This is a genomic window from Cedecea davisae (assembly GCF_044095835.1).
Taxonomy (GTDB): domain Bacteria; phylum Pseudomonadota; class Gammaproteobacteria; order Enterobacterales; family Enterobacteriaceae; genus Cedecea; species Cedecea davisae.
On sequence record NZ_CP172054.1, the window covers coordinates 2766095 to 2784658 of the forward strand.

The 18564-nt window shown below is 53.2% G+C and carries 19 protein-coding genes; 14 read left to right on the top strand and 5 right to left on the bottom strand.

Going from position 1 to position 18564, the window contains the following annotated elements:
• Positions 1–327 precede the first annotated feature (327 nt).
• Positions 328–1467: an acyltransferase family protein gene (locus tag ACG1VR_RS13195; RefSeq protein ID WP_395489023.1), complete on the top strand. Its 1140-nt coding sequence runs from the start codon at positions 328–330 to the stop codon at positions 1465–1467.
• On the opposite strand, the gene ACG1VR_RS13200 is transcribed toward ACG1VR_RS13195, so the two are convergent.
• The 3 genes from ACG1VR_RS13200 to ACG1VR_RS13210 all read right to left on the bottom strand — a co-directional run bounded on the left by ACG1VR_RS13200 (position 1468) and on the right by ACG1VR_RS13210 (position 3083).
• Entirely contained in the window at positions 1468–1773 is a 306-nt protein-coding gene (locus ACG1VR_RS13200) for a hypothetical protein (RefSeq protein ID WP_395489024.1), read from the bottom strand.
• A gap of 393 nt (positions 1774–2166) precedes the next feature.
• Positions 2167–2541, bottom strand: coding sequence for a hypothetical protein (locus ACG1VR_RS13205; RefSeq protein ID WP_395489025.1), 375 nt, complete (start codon positions 2539–2541; stop codon positions 2167–2169).
• Positions 2542–2558: 17 nt separating this feature from the next.
• Positions 2559–3083: a hypothetical protein gene (locus ACG1VR_RS13210; protein ID WP_395489026.1), complete on the bottom strand. Its 525-nt coding sequence runs from the start codon at positions 3081–3083 to the stop codon at positions 2559–2561.
• Positions 3084–3290: 207 nt separating this feature from the next.
• Between ACG1VR_RS13210 and ACG1VR_RS13215 the strand changes: the two genes are divergently transcribed.
• Together ACG1VR_RS13215 and add are read left to right on the top strand one after the other, a co-directional pair.
• Positions 3291–4109, top strand: a complete 819-nt coding sequence (locus tag ACG1VR_RS13215) for a tyrosine-type recombinase/integrase (protein WP_395489027.1) — start codon at positions 3291–3293, stop codon at positions 4107–4109.
• 114 nt (positions 4110–4223) lie between these two features.
• Positions 4224–5225 carry an adenosine deaminase gene (add, locus tag ACG1VR_RS13220; protein WP_395489028.1) on the top strand — a complete coding sequence of 334 codons (1002 nt, stop codon included), beginning with the start codon at positions 4224–4226 and terminating at the stop codon, positions 5223–5225.
• Positions 5226–5244: 19 nt separating this feature from the next.
• Here add and ACG1VR_RS13225 read toward each other — a convergent pair whose 3' ends face one another.
• Positions 5245–6243 (bottom strand): bile acid:sodium symporter family protein, encoded by a 999-nt coding sequence (locus tag ACG1VR_RS13225; protein ID WP_016536142.1) that lies wholly within the window; start codon positions 6241–6243, stop codon positions 5245–5247.
• 444 nt (positions 6244–6687) lie between these two features.
• Here ACG1VR_RS13225 and ACG1VR_RS13230 point away from each other — a divergent pair, with 444 nt between their 5' ends.
• Together ACG1VR_RS13230 and ACG1VR_RS13235 are read left to right on the top strand one after the other, a co-directional pair.
• A complete protein-coding gene (locus tag ACG1VR_RS13230; protein WP_395489029.1) occupies positions 6688–7914 on the top strand; it encodes a collagen-like triple helix repeat-containing protein in 1227 nt (408 codons plus the stop codon).
• An 89-nt stretch (positions 7915–8003) separates the two neighbouring features.
• Complete coding sequence (locus tag ACG1VR_RS13235) at positions 8004–9719, top strand: ShlB/FhaC/HecB family hemolysin secretion/activation protein (protein WP_395489030.1); 1716 nt, start codon at positions 8004–8006, stop codon at positions 9717–9719.
• 34 nt (positions 9720–9753) lie between these two features.
• Here ACG1VR_RS13235 and ACG1VR_RS13240 read toward each other — a convergent pair whose 3' ends face one another.
• Entirely contained in the window at positions 9754–10794 is a 1041-nt protein-coding gene (locus tag ACG1VR_RS13240) for an oxidoreductase (RefSeq protein ID WP_016536135.1), read from the bottom strand.
• 360 nt (positions 10795–11154) lie between these two features.
• Between ACG1VR_RS13240 and ydgT the strand changes: the two genes are divergently transcribed.
• The 9 genes from ydgT (at position 11155) to nth (ending at position 18092) form a co-directional block, all read left to right on the top strand.
• A complete protein-coding gene (gene ydgT / locus ACG1VR_RS13245; RefSeq protein ID WP_039899250.1) occupies positions 11155–11370 on the top strand; it encodes a transcription modulator YdgT in 216 nt (71 codons plus the stop codon).
• Between the two features lie 80 nt (positions 11371–11450).
• Positions 11451–11891, top strand: coding sequence for a DUF2569 domain-containing protein (locus tag ACG1VR_RS13250; RefSeq protein WP_395489031.1), 441 nt, complete (start codon positions 11451–11453; stop codon positions 11889–11891).
• 77 nt (positions 11892–11968) lie between these two features.
• A complete protein-coding gene (rsxA, locus tag ACG1VR_RS13255; protein WP_016536132.1) occupies positions 11969–12550 on the top strand; it encodes an electron transport complex subunit RsxA in 582 nt (193 codons plus the stop codon).
• Positions 12550–13128: an electron transport complex subunit RsxB gene (gene rsxB, locus ACG1VR_RS13260; RefSeq protein WP_016536131.1), complete on the top strand. Its 579-nt coding sequence runs from the start codon at positions 12550–12552 to the stop codon at positions 13126–13128. The genes rsxA and rsxB overlap by 1 nt, the downstream gene beginning before the upstream one ends.
• Positions 13121–15082 carry an electron transport complex subunit RsxC gene (rsxC, locus tag ACG1VR_RS13265; RefSeq protein ID WP_395489032.1) on the top strand — a complete coding sequence of 654 codons (1962 nt, stop codon included), beginning with the start codon at positions 13121–13123 and terminating at the stop codon, positions 15080–15082. Before rsxB ends, rsxC begins: the two co-directional genes overlap by 8 nt.
• Positions 15083–16135: an electron transport complex subunit RsxD gene (gene rsxD / locus ACG1VR_RS13270; RefSeq protein ID WP_016536129.1), complete on the top strand. Its 1053-nt coding sequence runs from the start codon at positions 15083–15085 to the stop codon at positions 16133–16135. It abuts the gene before it with no gap.
• A gap of 9 nt (positions 16136–16144) precedes the next feature.
• Positions 16145–16771: an electron transport complex subunit RsxG gene (rsxG, locus tag ACG1VR_RS13275; protein ID WP_016536128.1), complete on the top strand. Its 627-nt coding sequence runs from the start codon at positions 16145–16147 to the stop codon at positions 16769–16771.
• On the top strand, positions 16768–17460 hold the full coding sequence (locus ACG1VR_RS13280) for an electron transport complex subunit E (protein ID WP_016536127.1): 693 nt from the start codon (positions 16768–16770) through the stop codon (positions 17458–17460). Before rsxG ends, ACG1VR_RS13280 begins: the two co-directional genes overlap by 4 nt.
• A complete protein-coding gene (gene nth, locus ACG1VR_RS13285) occupies positions 17457–18092 on the top strand; it encodes an endonuclease III (protein WP_016536126.1) in 636 nt (211 codons plus the stop codon). The genes ACG1VR_RS13280 and nth overlap by 4 nt, the downstream gene beginning before the upstream one ends.
• Positions 18093–18564: the final 472 nt, after the last annotated feature.

Genomic DNA, 18564 nt, shown 5'->3' on the forward strand with positions numbered 1-18564 from the left:
TCTTTTTATAATACGCCGCACTTTATAACACGATTCAAAAATCTCTTTCAAAATCAGCAAATAGTCATCATTTCAATCAGATACAGCTAATAATTAGCTGACATTTCTATGCCCCTATTCATGCCCCTTTCTCAGTATATGTCCCCATCTTTTCCCCTAAAATCCCTCTTGTAAAACATCACCCCAGCAGAGCCGCCTCTCACCTTCACCGGTTTTGAGTTGTTTTGCGCTAATTTTTTGTCCCATGTATGCACCATCATCTCGATCTGAGGTCATAGCGTGTTAAACTTGCAAAAGTTTTCAGAACCATTATTTTACGGGATTAGAATGAAAGATAAGCTACTTCACATTGAAGGTGTTAGAGGCGTTGCATGCCTGATGGTTGTATTGTCTCACCTTGCTCTGGTTTTCTATCCAGGCGTTCATGAAAAGGAGCTAATCACTAACCAAGTGGAATCATTTATATTCAACAGTCCATTGCCTTTTTTCTATTCAGGAACAGCAGCTGTATTCATCTTCTTTGTTTTGAGTGGGTACGTTCTGACCTACGGCGTTATGAAGAATAGTGATATTCTACTTGCTGTTTCAACAATGACCATAAGAAGATATTTTAGACTGGCTATCCCGGTAGTTGCTTCATGTGTGCTTTCTTTCCTCGTTATCAAATACTCTACGGTTGACACATCAAAGCTATCTGCATGGATTTCAAGCTATGGTAAATTCGATGCATCACTTTCTGGTTCAATATATTCTGGTTTGTTAGAAACGTTCTTTCGTGGTGGGTCTGCATACAATCCTGTTTTATGGACTATGAAAATAGAGTTCGTTGGATCGCTAATTATATTTTTTTACTGCGCAGTAGCGAGCAAAATTGAGAGAAAAAATCAGATTGCCCTTGCATTTTCGTTTGTGATTTTCATGCTTCCCATTTCTCAAACAGAGAAATATAGCTACATCTGCTTCATGGCAGGAACAATACTGCACAATACAAGATTTAAAATAAACACACCATTTTCAATCATCATGGTGTTAATTGGGATTTATTTTGGCGGGGTTCATTACGGGTCTTCTGCATATGCATACGCAATCAGTCTTATCTCTTATCCAGTATTTGGTGAAATGACTAATGCATACTACCTTTTCTGCGCTTTCTCCGGTATCCTCCTGGTCACTGCCATCATCAAAAATGATATGCTATCCAATTTATTTAGCATTAAACCTTTCGTTTATCTAGGCCGAGTGTCTTTTTCTGTATACTTAATTCACTTGCCAATTATGTACCTTGCCGCTCCGTATATATTTAATGCCACATCGGTATTTTTTGGATATTTTGAAGCATCATTAGTCGCATCGTTAATTACTACTACGCTGATATACTTAGCGTCAAACATTTTCTATAAAGCATTTGACGCTAAGGCTATAAAGTTATCTAAGCTAGCTCTGCAACTTGCAAAACCAGCTTACTAATCACAGCGCTTTGAAATGTGCTCCATTTTCTGTTTGGGGGGCGTCAAGACGAGTCCCCACAGTAGTTACATAGCAATTGTCCCCATCAATAAACCCAACGTGAAGATTGGTAAGTGCTCCATCAACAACCAGATTCCCCGCATTAAAAATCACGGATAGTCTTTTAGCAAAATCACTTGATATTGAAAAGACGTTTATACTTACAGGAGGGTTCTTTTGAGCGATAACCCCCATATACGAATAAATAACCATACTCCCGCTATAAATGGCTAAGTCAGCTATGGCTATTATTATTTGCGCATCCATAGCGCCTTCTGATGCACATGAATTCAAGATTATATTATGAGGATTATAAAATGTATAAGCTGGCGATGTTGTCTCACTCGCCCCTGTCATTGGAAATATTCCATCAGCCGTACAGCACGGCATTGTCGTGTACTGCTGTGATGCTGTAAGAAACCCAAGCTGATAATTTGCAACCTGAACTAAATTAATTATATTGCTAGTCCCTGATAAGGGATATATACCATTCCTGTATTTACTCAAGCTGAAACCACAGCATTGCCCAACAGAAAAACCTAAAAACTGAACTGATTCAAAAATGTTTGACCAGCAATCCTCCCCTCAAAAACCGAAGTTGCCGCATTCAAACCGTGCATCTTTGACTAATGATGCAGCTATTTTTTGGCACCAAAAGCCTTACGCTGGAGCATTTTCGCGTCCAGATACTCCTCCTCGTCGAAGTGACAGGCCGGAAAGCGTAGCAAAAATACAATATGATGATTCACTGGTACCATCAGGATCATATGCATCTGGAATGGCTAACGCCAGAGCATCAAATTCAGCTCCTGATGATATCTTGAATTGGGTATTAGTAATTTTTTCAAAAATACTTTTTTGTTTACCAAGGCCAATGCATCCACTTCGAGAATACACAGGTATACTTTTACTAAACTGAATAACCCCTGCGCGAACTTTAAGTGTTACGCTCTTGTTTTTTCCATAAGCTGCTGCCTTTTCTATCTCTGCCTGATCATCAATGCCACTGTTCGGCCGCACACCAAACCAAGTCAAACATGGGGAGCCACGATCTACTCAAGCAAACCACTTGAGGGCACAATGGTGACACCACCATCATCAACGAGCGATTGTTTCCTTACTGCCTGAAAATGGCCGCCACCATAATGAATATCTTCAATTGATGTACTTGCCGCTGAGACAACATAAACCACGTCGCCAACACTTAGCCACTTCCCAGCCCCAATACCTCCAGTAGATTCAGGTGTTGAGTTTGCAGGAACCACCTTAGCTCCTGCGGAAAATGAACCTGTCCACTTGTAATATTCATTATTTGCTTCGTTAAAAAGCACTTCGTTGGGGTTTGAAACTGTTGCGCCGGTTGTGAAAGATACACCCGTCAGCGTTGTATAGCCGAATGCATTCATCACCTGCTGAGCAAGATAGTTGATCCCCTCAATAGTGTAGTGCTTGTCACCAAAGCGATCGGTATAAGTCCAACCATGAGATGTAACGAACTCGTCGTTTTTACAGGCATTAAACTTCAGGTCGCGCGGGGATTCGCTTGGTACTGCGTTATTAGTTGGTTGGGTAGCCATAATTTTTCCAATAAAAAACCCGGCTCAGTGGCCGGGTTGTGCTGTGAAATTGGGAGGTTTACTCGTGGATTTTATCGCTGTACTCAGCAAGAGTTAATGCGGTACCACCCTTTCCATCTGGTTGTTTGGCGGTGACTGTCATTGCCCCGCAACCAGCTCCTCTGAAGTAGCAATTGCATAACGTGAAGGTATCGACGGTCGTTATTGATGGGCTCCGTTATCAACGAAAAGCGCCCTCACCTGAATAAAACTGGGCGCGCGCCCGCGACGGTAAACGAGCAAATTCGTGTGCTTTGCGCAATGCTGCGTTTCGCCAAAGTCAGCCAGCTAATCACCCACAGTCCATTCGAAAATATCGTATCTCTCCGGCTGTCAAAAAAGGCACCGGACCCTCTTAGCCAGGATGAATTTTCATTACTGATGGCCAGGCTACCCAAATCGGTCGTGAACCTGTGGAAGGTAGCCATATACACTGGCATGCGCCACGGCGAGCTTTGTGCCCTTTCTTGGGATGATGTTGACCTGGAGGCCGGGAAAATTCACGTCCGCAGGAACCTGAACAATTACGATCAGTTCGGGCCACCGAAGACCAGTGCGGGCGAACGAACGATAACGCTTCTCCAGCCAGCAATAGACGCGCTGACCGCGCAGCGTGAGTTAACCTTTAGAGATCAGGCTACGGAGATAACTTTCCATCACAGAGAGTTTTCCAATACTGAGCAACAGGTCATTAAGTTTGTGTTCAGACCGATGCAGCGTTCGGCAGACCCTAACCCCTATTACTCAAAGAACGCCTTACGGTACAGCTGGCAAACCGGATTGAAGAAAGCCGGCGTTCGTTCACGAGTTCCCTACCAGTCCAGGCATACATATGCGTGTTGGTCGCTGTCCGCCGGGGCAATACCTTCTTTCATAGCCAGCCAGATGGGCCACACGGACGCGTCGATGGTGTATCGCGTGTACTCGAAATGGATGAGCGATAAGGACGTGGATCAGATAAAGATGCTGAACGAGAAGTTAGGCTAAATGTCACCTGGATGCCCCTTTCTCCTTTTAAGTTCATATATTTATCAATGATTTTAACAGCTTACTGACCTATGTTATAATACGCCGCACTTTAATCAAAAAAAGAGTGCGACCATGATTGATACCACCCTGCCGTTAACCGATTTGCACCGCCACCTCGATGGCAATATTCGTGCGCAAACCATCCTCGATCTCGGCCGCCAGTTTAACTTATCTTTACCTGCCAATACCCTCGAAGCCCTGCGTCCACACGTTCAGGTAGTTGAAACCGCACCGGATCTGGTGAGCTTCCTGCAAAAACTGGACTGGGGCGTGAAAGTGCTTGGCGACCTGGACGCCTGCCGCCGCGTTGCCTGGGAAAACATTGAAGATGCCGCCCGCAACGGCCTGCATTACGTCGAGCTGCGTTTCTCGCCGGGCTATATGGCGATGAGCCATAACCTGCCGGTAGCGGGCGTTGTAGAAGCGGTTATCGAAGGCGTTCGCCAGGGCTGCCGTGATTTCGGGGTTGAAGCCCGCCTGATCGGTATTATGAGCCGCACCTTCGGCGAAGCCGCGTGCGAAGCCGAGCTGAATGCCCTGCTCGCCCACCGCGACAGCATTACCGCCCTGGACCTGGCGGGTGACGAACTGGGGTTCCCGGGAAGCCTGTTCCTGAATCACTTTAACCGTGCGCGTGACGCAGGATGGCGCATTACCGTTCACGCGGGCGAAGCCGCAGGCCCGGAAAGCATCTGGCAGGCGATTCGCGAGCTGGGCGCAGAGCGCATCGGCCACGGCGTCAAAGCGGTTGAAGATCCGGCGCTGATGGACTTCCTCGCCGAGCATAAAATCGGCATCGAATCCTGCCTGACCTCCAATATTCAGACCAGCACCGTTGCAACGCTGGAGAAGCACCCGCTGATAACTTTCCTCGATCACGGCGTGCTGGCGACCCTGAATACCGACGATCCGGCGGTTCAGGGTATCGATATTATTCATGAATATACCGTGGCGGCTCCGCAGGCTGGCCTAAGCGCGGCGCATATTCGCACCGCGCAGGAGAATGGCCTGAAGATTGCCTTCCTCAGCGAAGCTGAAAAGCAGGCGCTAACCGCTAAGGTTCGCGCCGCTTAACGCTATGCGGCGGCTGGCGTCAGGACGCTGATTCCAGCTGCCGTTTTTCTGCGGCAGTTTTACGCGCATAGCGCTGGGCCAGCACCGCGCAGATCATCAGCTGTACCTGGTGGAAGATCATCAGCGGCAGCACCATCATCCCCACCGCGCTTGCGGGAAACAGGACGTTTGCCATCGGCACGCCGTTTGCCAGGCTCTTCTTCGAGCCGCAGAAAACGATGGTGATTTCATCCGCAGTATTAAAGCCGAGCAGCCGCGCCGCCAGGGTATTTACCACCAGCACAATCGCCAGCAATACCAGAGAGCAGATAAGAACCATCAGCAGCGAGAAGCCGTTTACCTGATGCCAGATACCTTCAACTACCGCCTCGCTAAAGGCGACATAAACCACCAGCAGGATGGACGACCGGTCGGTCAGGCCGATAAGTTTCTTATGGCGATCCACCCATTTACCGATAAGCGGACGAGAAAGGTGGCCGATAACAAACGGCACCATCAGCTGCATGATGATTTTACCGATGGCATGCAGCGTATCGGTGGAGCCTTCCTGAGTTTGCATTAACGCGCCGACCAGGACCGGCGAAAGGAAGATGCCGAGAATGCTGGAGGCAGAGGCGCTGCAAACCGCTGCAGCTACATTCCCGCCCGCAACGGAAGTAAAGGCGATTGCCGACTGAACCGTCGCCGGGAGCGCACAGAGATAAAGGAAGCCCATATACAGCGGCTGGCTAAGAATGGCCGGAGAGAGAAAGCCCATTGCCAGCCCCAGCAGAGGGAACAGCGCAAATGTGCTGAGAAACACGACTAAATGCAGTTTCCAGTGCCCCATTCCCGCCATAATCGCCTCACGGGAGAGCTTGGCGCCGTGCATGAAGAACAGAAGCGCAATCGCAAAAGTCGTCAGATACTCAAACCCGGTTTTCACTATCCCCTCGCAGGGAAACAGCGAAGCAACCACAACTACAGCAATCATTATCAGCAAAAAATTATCAATTTTTAGTTTTTGCAACCAACCCATTGTTGTTCCTTTCCTTACCAAAACGAACCAGTCCGTTACTTTGCAACAATTTTGCCGCGCTGGCGAGTTAACAATTTCATAACCATCGAAAAATTATTTACCTTCTCGTTCTATTTTTACTGAAAAACGAAACGCTAAGTTTTTAGCACAACTACAACTAAAGTATGAATGCAGTAGCGCTTAATTTAAAACCACTCTAATAACGCACATTAGATTAAATCAAGGTGATTTAAATAAATAAATTTTGACCTCATGGTAAAAAATCAAACAATTGATAACATTGAGAATTAATACATTATCTTTACCCAGACCAATAAATAAAGAAGATATAGCTCTCATTTAGAAATTTAAATTCATATTAAATTGCCTACCGTGTGGCGATGCGTGAAATAAGCCATACACTTATTATTACGCCGTCCGGCGTGCTAATAGTGGAGTATTGCTATGCGCTCAAATAACATTGGCCGCCTCAGCGCTATTGCGATGGCGGTACTGCTTGCATTCTCCCTGTCCGCCTGTAGCGGCGGGGGCGGAAGTTCGCACAATACGGCGAAAACGGCCGGGGCGACCGGCACCAACGCCGGCGGGACAGATACCGCAAATAACGGCGGGGGTGGCTCTGGTTCAGGCGGAGACGGATCGGGTTCAGGCGGAACAGGAACCGGCGGTGGAGGCTCAGGGGGCGGAACCGGTGGTGGAACAGGTGGCGGCGGCTCTGGCGGAGGCACCGGAGGAGGTACTGGCGGCGGTGGAACAGGCGGTGGCGGTACAACCGTTGCCAACAGCGCCGGAAATAACGTGATTAAAGATGTCGGCGGGGCAACCGGCGGCGTGGGCAGCACGCTTACCGGAGTAGCCTCTCAACTTCCGGTTAATAATCCGGTGACCTCAACCGTAGCGGTTGCCGTCGGCGGAACCGGCAGCGCGGTTTCAACCGTCAGCAACGGGCTGGTTACCGGGCTGGGTAACGCCAATAACCCGAACGGTCTCGGCACAACTCTGTCCGGTTCAACTAACGCGGTTTCAGGGCTGGGAACTACCGTTTCGGCTATCGGCACTAACCTTGCCAGTAGCACGGCGAATACTCCAGCCGGTGGTTTAACCGGCGCAGCGGGCGGCCTGGTGGATACCACGGGCAAAGTGGTTACCGGCGCGGGTAATGCATTGACGCAAACCGTACAAAGCCCGGGCGTCGCCAATCTGACAACCGGCGCTACCGGTCTTGTTAACACTACGCTCGCCGACACTCAAAAAGCCACTCAGGCCGTAGGCGGCGCAACCGGGCTCGGCACGCCGGTTAACAATATCCTGACGTCGGCAGGTGGCGCAGTGAGCGGCATTGGCTCAAATATCAGCGGCAGCAACCCTTCACTTAGCGGCGTTGGGCAAGTCGTTCAGAACACCGGGCAGGCCGTTACGGACAGCGGCGCGCTGGTAAAACCGGTGCAAACCGGCAGTAGCGGCAGCGGTTCAGGTTCGGTATCGGCGGGCGCTTCCGGCTCGCTCGGCATCGGCGGTAACGGGTTGGTCACCAACCTCGGCACTACCGTCACCGGCCTGACCTCGTCGCTAACCACTAACGTCAACGCCAGCGCAGGCACAACCAATAACGGAACAGGCCAGCAAACCGGGCTTACCGGAGCGGTCGGCGGTCTTCTGAAAAGTAAATAGTGCTTAATATGGCACATGTGCTCCCGTGGTAACGGCGGGAGCACTTTTTTCACAGCATTTGATTCGCTGCGCAGTTAAGGGAGCTCACTATGGACAATCGTCTGGGTATTCTGCTGCTGTACGGAGCAACGCTGAGCATCAGCTTTGCTGACATGTCCCCCACGCTTATCGACCCCAATAACCCCGCCAAAGCGGCGCGCCCCGTTGCGCTTCCCCCGGTCGGGCAAAAAACGCCTCAGGTCAGTGTTGCCCCTCCGGCCCCACAGCTGACGCCGCAAACGCCGGTGACGGTAAAGCATTTGCAGTTTATCGGCGGTACCCGCTACCCGCTGGACTCGCTGGTTGAACCCTTTCGCCCTTTGGTAGGCAAAACCGTTCCGCTCTCGCAGTTGCTGGCGCTGACAAACGGCATCACTCAGCGCTATCAGCAGGATGGCCTCCCGCTCTCGTATGCTTATTTACCGAGCGATAATTTTCATGACGGCACGGTGCGCATTGTGCTGGTTGAGGGCTATATCGCCCACAGCAATATCAACAGCGACAATACCAGCACCAGCGAGCGTTTAAGCCGCCTTTCGGCGCTGATGATGGAGGAGAAGCCGCTCAGCCAGGCCACCTTCGACCGCTACAGCCTGCTGATGCAGCGTACTCCGGCCACTAAAGTTGAGGCTAATGCCGCCCTACCGAATAATATTTACGGCGCGGCAGATATGAAAATCGATGCCACGCAGCCGCATATATGGGATCTCTCTTCCACCATCGATACGCGCAAAGGATCTAACCTGGCGCTGGTGAACGGCACTCTGAGCAATCTCACCAGCTACGGCGATCAGCTGGGGCTGGCAACGCTTATCCCGCTGGATAACGGCACCCGCAAAACCTATTTCGGCGCAAACTATCAGCAATACCTCACCGATAACGGCCTGCTGATGCAGCTCAAGGGCAGTTTCTACCGCGAAGACCCGCGCGACTTTACGCCGCTGCTGTATCTGCCGCAGGACATTGCCATTGAAGCACGGGAAAAAACCACGCAGTACACCGGCGGGATTGCCTTCAGCTATCCGCTGCTGCTGGAGCGTAAAAAACAATTTTCCGTCAGCGGCGGGCTGGATTATATAGATAAGCGCGACGATTACGCCCTGCGGGCCAGCAGGTTCGAAAATAGTATCGACTTACCTTCCGTCAGCCAGCGGACGCGCTACCCGGCAGCCGAGTTTTCGGCCTGGGGCTACCGGGAATATGAGAAAACAAACTGGAGCACACGCCTGACGCTGCGCAAAGGCATCGACGGATTCGGCGCAAGCACCACACCGGGCTCAGGCACTAATCTCAATTTCACCCGCTGGAAAGCCAACGGCGATGCTGCCTGGATGGTGGCCGAGCGCTGGAAGTTAAGCACTTCGCTGGAGGGTGACTGGTCGAACAATAATTTACCGGAAGCAGAGCGCGTGAGCTTTGGCGCCCAGCGCTACGGGCGAGGCTACCCGGACGGCGAGGCAAGCGGTGACTACGGCTACGGCGGGCAGGTTGAACTGCGCTATCTGCATAATCTGGAGAAAGGCGTATGGCTTAACACGGTGCAGCCTTACGTGGTGGCGGATACCGCCCAAACCTGGTTTAACCAGCAGGGGTTCCGGCACCAGCGTCTGGCCTCGGTGGCTACCGGCGTCACGGTCGGCGACAGCCGCCATTATTCTGTTTCCGTTGAAGCAGCAAGGCCGCTGGCCGATTTGCCCAGCGACAGCAGCCGTCGCGACTGGCGATTCAGCCTGACGTTTACCTACAACTTTAATAATCTGCATTGAGGAGATCCCTCACCGCTGCGGTGAGGGATTTTACTCAGGAAAGGTTCAGCGTGGCGCGTTTCTTCGCCGACTCCATGCCCAGTTCAATCAACTCCATCACCTGAATTGCCTGCGCGGCCGGAACAGGGTTTTCCCCTTTGCCGGTCAGCGCATCGCGAATGCCTGCATAGTAAGCCGGGTAGTTACCGGGGACAGTCAACAAGGTTTGCTCGGCCATCAGCTCGCCCTGAGCCAGAGTCAGCACGCCGTCTCGCATATCATAGCCCCAGTCTTCCTGCGGCAGACGCTCACCGGCCTTGAGGCGGTCTTCCTGAGGGTCGAGCCCATATTTGATATAACTCCCGCGCGTACCATGAACGATGTAGCGAGCCGTTTCCGCCGCCGCCAGCAGGGTTCCGTGCAGCACCACGCGGCGCTGAGGGTAAGCCAGCACGGCGTGGAAGTAATCGGTAGCCTGAGCGCCCGCCCGCAACTGCGCGAGATCGACCGTCATGCTGACCGGGAGGCCAAACAGATTCAGCGCCTGGTCAAGCAAGTGCGGCCCCAAATCGTACCAGATACCGCTCCCGACGCCCGCCTGCTCGCGCCAGCGGTTGCGAACCTGGGGGCGGTAACGATCAAAATGAGATTCAAAATAGGCCACTTCGCCCAGCGTGCCGTCGGCGAGCAGATTTTTCACCGTCAGGAAGTCGCTGTCCCAGCGGCGGTTATGGAATACCGAAAGCAGCAGGCCGAGATTTTTCGCCAGCGCATCCAGCTCGCGAGCCTGCGACAACGTTACGGTGAACGGTTTGTCGACAACGACATGTTTTCCCGCTTCCAGCGCCGCTTTTGCCAGCGGGAAGTGGGTATCATTCGGGGTGGGAACCACAATGAGGTCAATATTGGGGTCGTTAAACAGATGCTGAGGGTCTGAAACAACCTTCATTCCCGGCCAGTCAGCGTGAACCTTATCGGCATCGCTACTGGATACCGCAGCGAGGCTCATTCCAGGCGTACCGGAGATAAGCGGCGCGTGAAAAGTTTTGCTGGCATAACCGTAACCGATCAGCCCGACACGAATGGTATCACTCATTTGTTTTCCTCTCGTCAATGGACTCCGTCATTTCACCTTATCCCCCGACTTGCCACAACAGCAAGTTACCGCGTTGCGTAATTACCGGCCGGTTGAGAGCCATTATTGCTAATTAACCTGATATTAGCTGTGGTCTTAATATCAATGTCTAATAAGATCTACAGTCTGTCAGATTAAATTAAATGAATAAGATAATTAGCCTCCTGCGTCACTATCTTCCTGGCTCCGGCAGAGAAAACTCCTAATTGTTCAGTTGCTTAATAATAGCGCTAAGTTTCTGTCCCCTTTTGCGATTATTATCCCTCATTCCCGTTAACTGATAATTATAATCTTACTCTACTTATGGAAAATGCTACCGCCCTGAGCACCCTCGATTACCTGATGAAGTTTCGTAAAATCAACACATCCGACAGTCTGGAAAAGTTGTTCGACCACCTCAATTACACGCTAACCGACAGCGGCGAAATCATTAGTATGTACCGCGCGGCCGATCATCGCCGGGCAGAACTCGCTTCCGGCGGCCGCCTTTTTGACCTTGGCTGTGTCCCCAAAACCGTCTGGCGTTACGTTCAGTAAACGCCTGCCGGTAGCAATGGCGGCAAAATCCCTTATAATCCCCCCGCTTTATTCATCATATTGGTAAATCGGGAGGAAATATGACAACGACCCAACCGCCTCGTATTGCAGGCTGGCTGCTTGCGCCCCTGGCGTGGCTATTAATGTCGTTACTCAGCAGCTCCATAGCGCTGGCGAGCTTCCTGATGCTGCTTCTTTCCCCTGAGGCCCGCCAGGCCCTCGGCAATGCGGATGCCAAAACGACCCTGCTGTTTGCCCTTTCCGTCGGCTGCGCGCTGGCGATGTGGGGCTACACGCTGTGGTTAACTATCGCTTTCTTTAAACGCCGCCAGAACGTGGTCCGCCATTATGTTCTTTGGCTACTGTTTACCGTACTGCTGGCGATTAAATCTTTTGCATTCTCGCCGGTAAGCGACAAGGTGGCGGTACAGTTGCTGCTCCCTTCCCTGATGGCTGCGGCATTACTGGTGCCCTATTTGAAGCGTTCCAGGCGCGTAAAGCAGACCTTCATTAACCCGTAATAACCCTATAGATAGCCCGTTGTCGCCGCCCTTCGATTAGTCGATAATAGGCGGCTTTTTTTGTTTCAGGTCGAATAATGTCAGATTACTTGCTGCTCTTTGTTGGTACTGTGCTGGTCAATAACTTCGTGTTGGTGAAGTTCCTTGGCCTGTGTCCGTTTATGGGGGTTTCCAAAAAACTGGAAAGCGCCATCGGCATGGGTCTGGCAACCACCTTCGTGATGACGCTCGCCTCAATTTTTGCCTGGATAATTGATGAATTTATCCTGGTGCCGCTGGACCTGATTTACCTGCGCACGCTGGCCTTTATTCTGGTTATCGCGGTGGTGGTGCAGTTCACCGAAATGGTGGTGCGTAAAACCAGCCCTGCGCTTTACCGTCTGCTGGGTATCTTCCTGCCGCTTATCACCACCAACTGCGCGGTGCTCGGCGTGGCGCTACTCAACATTAACCTCGGGCACGACTTCCTGCAGTCGGCCGTTTACGGCTTCTCCGCCGCGTTGGGTTTCTCGCTGGTGATGGTGCTATTTGCCGCCATCCGCGAACGCATGGTCGTTGCCGACATCCCCGCGCCTTTCCGTGGCAACGCCATTGCGCTGGTTACCGCCGGACTGATGGCGCTTGCATTTATGGGCTTTAGCGGTCTGGTGAAGTTCTGATGACTACGCTGTGGATGGCTATTATTTCGGTCACGCTGATGGGCCTGCTGTTTGGCGTGATCCTCGGGTATGCCTCGCGCCGCTTCCAGGTTGAAGAAGATCCGATTGTTGACCGCATTGACGAACTGCTGCCGCAGAGCCAGTGCGGCCAGTGCGGCTACCCCGGCTGCCGCCCTTATGCTGAAGCTGTAGGAAACCAGGGCGCGAAGATAAACCTCTGTGCGCCCGGCGGTGAAGCCGTGATGCTCAAGATTGCCGCTACGCTAAACGTTGACCCGCAGCCCATTGACGGCGATGCCGCCGATGCGGAGCCGGTGCGCATGCTGGCGATTATCGACGAAGCTAACTGCATCGGCTGCACCAAATGTATTCAGGCCTGCCCGGTAGACGCCATTGTCGGGGCAACCCGCGCGATGCATACCGTGGTGAGCGACCTGTGTACCGGCTGTAATCTCTGCGTTGACCCCTGCCCGACCCGCTGCATTGAACTGCGTCCGGTCAGCCCCACTACCGAAAGCTGGAAATGGGATTTGCAGACCATCCCGGTGCGTATGATCCCGGCGGATAATCATGCTTAATTTTTTCAATCGCTTTAAAAAAGACAGGATCTGGGATTTCGACGGCGGCATTCATCCCCCGGAGATGAAAACCCAGTCCAACGGCACGCCGCTGCGCCAGGTTCCTCTGCCCTCTCAGCTGGTTATTCCGCTTAAACAGCACATCGGCCCTGAAGGCGAGCTTTGCGTGAAGCCGGGTGATTACGTGCTGCGCGGCCAGCCGCTGACCCGCGGGCGCGGCAGAATGCTGCCAGTACATGCCCCAACCTCCGGTACGATAAAAGCCATTGCCCCACACTCAACGGCACACCCTTCCGCACTCGAGGAGTTAAGCGTCATCCTCGATGCCGACGGTGAAGACCTCTGGATTGAGCGTGACGGCTGGAGCGACTACCGCTGCCAGAGCCGCGAGGCGCTTATTGAACGCATTCATCAGTTCGGCGTTGCCGGGCTGGGCGGCGCGGGTTTTCCTACCGGCAATAAGCTGCTGGGCGGCGGCGATAAGATCGACACGCTCATCATTAACGCCGCTGAGTGCGAACCCTATATCACCGCCGATGACCGGCTAATGCAGGATTGCGCGGCGCAAATCGTCGAAGGCGTGCGCATTCTCGCCCATATATTGCAGCCGCAGCGCATTCTAATTGGCATCGAAGATAATAAGCCGCAGGCGATTTCGATGATGCGTGCGGTGCTGGCAAATAGCCATGACATGCAGTTACGCGTGATCCCAACGAAATATCCGTCCGGCGGCGCCAAACAGCTGACTCAGATCCTGACCGGCAAGCAGGTTCCACACGGCGGCCGTTCGTCGGATATCGGCATTCTGATGCAAAACGTCGGGACGGCTTATGCGGTAAAACGCGCGGTTATTGACGGCGAGCCGCTTACCGAACGCGTGGTCACTTTAACCGGGGAGTCCATCTCTCAGCCGGGTAACGTATGGGCGCGCCTGGGCACGCCGGTTAATCATCTGCTGGAGTTTGCGGGCTTCAGGCCGGTACAAGAGCAGAAGGTGATAATGGGCGGGCCGCTGATGGGCTTCACCCTGCCGTGGCTTGACGTGCCGGTGGTAAAAATCACCAACTGCCTGCTTGCCCCTTCGGCAAGCGAAATGGGCGAAGAGCAGGAAGAGCAAGGCTGTATTCGCTGTAGCGCCTGCGCGGACTCCTGCCCGGCCGATCTGCTGCCGCAGCAGCTTTATTGGTTCAGCAAAGGCCAGCAGCACGACAAGGCAACCGCGCATAACCTCTCGGACTGCATCGAATGCGGCGCCTGCGCCTATGTTTGCCCGAGTAATATTCCGCTGGTGCAATACTTCCGCCAGGAAAAAGCCGAGATCCGCGAGATTGAGCTTGAGGCTAAGCGCACCGTTGAAGCGAAAGCGCGCTTTGAAGCCCGTCAGGCAAGGCTTGAGCGCGAGAAGGCCGCCCGCCTTGAGCGCCATAAAAGCGCCGCAGTTCAGCCAACGGCGAAGGACAACGATGCTATTCAGGCTGCACTTGCCCGCGTGAAAAGCAAAAAAGCGCAGGCCAGCGAAGAGCCCATTATCGTTAAAGCTGGAAGCGTGCCGGACAATAGCGAAGTCATAGCCGCTCGCGAAGCACGTAAAGCCGAAGCGCGCGCGCGCCAGGCGGAGAAAGCTCAGCAGACGGAAGCTCCTGCCAACGCGGAGGCAGATCCGCGTAAAGCCGCCGTTGAAGCCGCTATCGCCCGAGCTAAAGCACGTAAAGCGGCTCAGGCAGCCGCGCCAGTTGAGCAAGAAGCGGTCGTTCAGGCTACTCCGGTAGACCCGCGTAAAGCTGCCGTTGAGGCCGCAATTGCCCGCGCTAAAGCACGTAAAGCGGCTCAGAAAGCCGAGTCGGAGCAGTCTGAACCGGCTGAAAAAGAACAAGATCCACGCAAAGCCGCGGTGGCTGCGGCGATCGCCCGAGTACAGGCACGCAAAGCCGCTCAGATGTCTCCAGAGGAATAAATGGTTTTTAAAATCGCAAGCTCCCCGTTTACCCATAACCAGCGCAGCACGGCGCGGATTATGATGCTGGTTTCCCTCGCCGCCCTGCCCGGCATCGCGATGCAGTGGTACTGGTTTGGCTGGGGAACGCTGGTTCAGGTCGCGCTCGGGATAGCCAGCGCCATGGCCGCAGAAGCATTGGTGCTTCGCCTGCGCAAAAAATCGCTGCAAAGCCATCTCGGGGATAACTCCGCCCTGCTCACCGGGCTGCTGTTGGGCATCAGTATTCCTCCCCTTGCGCCGTGGTGGATGGTGGTGCTGGGCATGGTATTTGCGATTATTATCGCCAAACAGCTGTACGGCGGCCTGGGCAATAACCCTTTCAACCCGGCGATGATTGGCTATGTTGTGCTGCTGATAGCCTTCCCGGTACAGATGACCTCCTGGCTGCCTCCGCAGTCGATTGCCGCTACGGTGCCGGGTTTCGTTGACAGCCTGCAGGTGATTTTCCACGGTGCTACCGCCGCCGGCGACACCATGGACAAGCTGCGTATGGGCGTGGACGGCATTAGCCAGGCTACGCCGCTCGATACCTTTAAAACCGGCCTGCACGCAGGGCATTCCGCCGAACAGCTGCTGCAAGCTCCGATTTTTGGCGGCGTGCTCGCGGGCCTGGGCTGGCAGTGGGTTAACCTTGCTTATCTGGCGGGCGGCCTGTTCCTGCTGTGGCGCGGAACGATTCGCTGGCATATTCCTGCGGGCTTCTTGATTGCTCTGCTGGTTTGCTCCACGCTGGGCTGGCTCATCGCTCCTGAGAAATGCGTTTCTCCGCTGGTACACCTGTTCTCCGGCGCAACCATGCTGGGCGCATTCTTTATTCTTACCGACCCGGTTACCGCCTCAACAACTAACCGTGGCCGCCTGATTTTTGGCGCGCTGGTTGGCCTGCTGGTGTGGCTTATCCGCACTTACGGCGGCTACCCGGACGGCGTGGCGTTTGCGGTGCTGCTTGGCAATATTACCGTGCCGCTTATCGACTACTACACGCGCCCTCGCGCCTACGGCCACCGTTAAGGAGACGCTATGTTTAAAACAATGCAAAAGCATGGCGTAGCGCTGGCGCTGTTTGCCGCCCTATTTACCGGCCTCACCGCGCTGGTGAATGAACTGACAAAGCCGACCATCGCACAGCAGTCTGCGCTTCAGCAAAAAATGCTGTTCGACCAGGTTATCCCGGATGATGTTTACGATAACAATATTCAGAATAGCTGCCTGCTGGTAAAGGACTCCCCGCTCGGGAAAGGGGCTCGCCATATTTATGTCGCCCGTAAAGGCGATACGCCGGTTGCCGTTGTAATGGAAGCCACCGCCCCGGACGGCTATTCTGGTGCGATACAAATTCTGGTTGGCGCCGATTTTAAAGGCACCATTCTCGGCACTCGCGTAACCGAACACCACGAAACGCCGGGCCTTGGCGACAAAATTGAACTGCGCCTGAGCGACTGGATAACCCACTTTACCAATAAACGTATTCAGGGCAGCGATGACGCTAGCTGGGCGGTGCAAAAGGACGGCGGCCAGTTCACCCAGTTTACCGGAGCCACCATTACACCGCGCGCCGTTGTCAACGCGGTTAAACGTGCAGGGTTGTTTGCCGAAACGCTGCCTCAGCAGCTTGGTGAACTGCCCGCCTGTGGAGACAAACAATGAGTGAAACTAAACGCGTCCTGGTTAACGGGCTGTGGAAGAATAACTCGGCGCTGGTTCAGCTGCTGGGGCTCTGCCCGCTGCTGGCCGTAACGTCCACCGCGACTAACGCGCTGGGCCTTGGCCTTGCCACAACGCTTGTGCTGACGCTGACTAACGGAACCATCTCTGCCCTGCGCCGCTGGGTGCCGTCTGAGATCCGTATCCCGGTCTACGTGCTGATAATCGCCTCGGTGGTGAGCATCGTGCAAATGCTTATCAACGCCTACGCCTTTGGTCTTTATCAATCGCTGGGGATTTTTATCCCGCTTATCGTCACCAACTGTATCGTGGTAGGCCGCGCTGAAGCCTATGCGGCAAAAGCCAGCGTGCCTTACGCCGCCCTGGACGGCTTTGCAACCGGCCTCGGCGCAACCAGTGCGATGTTTGTGCTGGGCTCAATTCGCGAAATCATCGGTAACGGCACCCTGTTCGACGGCGCGGACGGCCTGCTGGGAAGCTGGGCTAAGGTGTTACGCATCGAAGTGTTCCATACCGATACGCCTTTCCTGCTGGCGATGCTGCCGCCGGGCGCATTTATTGGCCTCGGCATGCTGCTGGCGCTAAAATACCTCATTGATGAAAAAATGAAGGCGCGCCGCGCGCGTGAAGCCGCAGCCGTCGTTGAAGGGAATGCAGAGAAGGCTTCATGAACAACAGCAAACGGATTGAGATCCTCACCCGTTTAAGGGACAACAACCCGCACCCCACTACCGAGCTTAACTTCAGCAGCCCGTTTGAGCTGCTGATTGCGGTACTGCTTTCCGCTCAGGCCACCGACGTGAGCGTGAACAAAGCCACCGCGAAGCTCTATCCTGTAGCCAATACGCCTGCCGCGATGCTGGCCCTGGGGGTTGACGGCGTAAAGGAATACATCAAAACCATCGGCCTGTTTAACAGCAAGGCGGAAAACGTGATTAAAACCTGCCGTATGCTGCTGGAGCTGCATCACGGCGAAGTACCGGAAGACAGAGCCGCGCTTGAAGCGCTGCCGGGCGTAGGGCGTAAAACAGCAAACGTGGTGCTTAACACCGCCTTCGGCTGGCCGACCATCGCCGTGGATACCCATATTTTCCGCGTCTGCAATCGCACCCAGTTTGCCGCAGGCAAAAACGTTGAGCAGGTAGAGGAAAAACTGCTGAAGGTGGTTCCGGCAGAATTTAAGGTTGATTGCCACCACTGGCTTATCCTTCACGGCCGCTATACCTGCATCGCCCGCAAACCGCGCTGTGGCTCCTGTATCATCGAAGATCTCTGCGAGTTTAAAGAGAAGGTCGAAGTCTGATTCCCCCGGCTCACGCTCGTGAGCCTGTAGCTCTTTCCCCTGGCCTGCTGGCGATTGCCGCCATTTCATTCGTTTACGCCATTAAAACCGGCCGATGATTTTATTTTGTTCGACGCATTACCTGCCCACCAGGTTAATCATTTTTTTGCGATAAGAAATTTCTATAAATTTGTGATCTGCATCACTTTGATAACTTCAGGTTAAAAAATAGTGATAAATCGGGCTCTAACGGCTTGCTATCGTTACTATTAATGGATCAATAGCAATACAATAGGCCAGGTATATTAAATAACATGGTCTATATCACTGCCTTTAAGGCTTGAAAGCAGAATATATAACTAAATAGTTAAAATTGTGCTGTAAAAAAGACAAAAAATCGATAAAGCCTGGAATAGTAAAATTTAACGCTGAATAACAAATCAGGTTAAGGCTTATTATCCGCCCAGGGTTATATGTAACAGAATATTGCAAA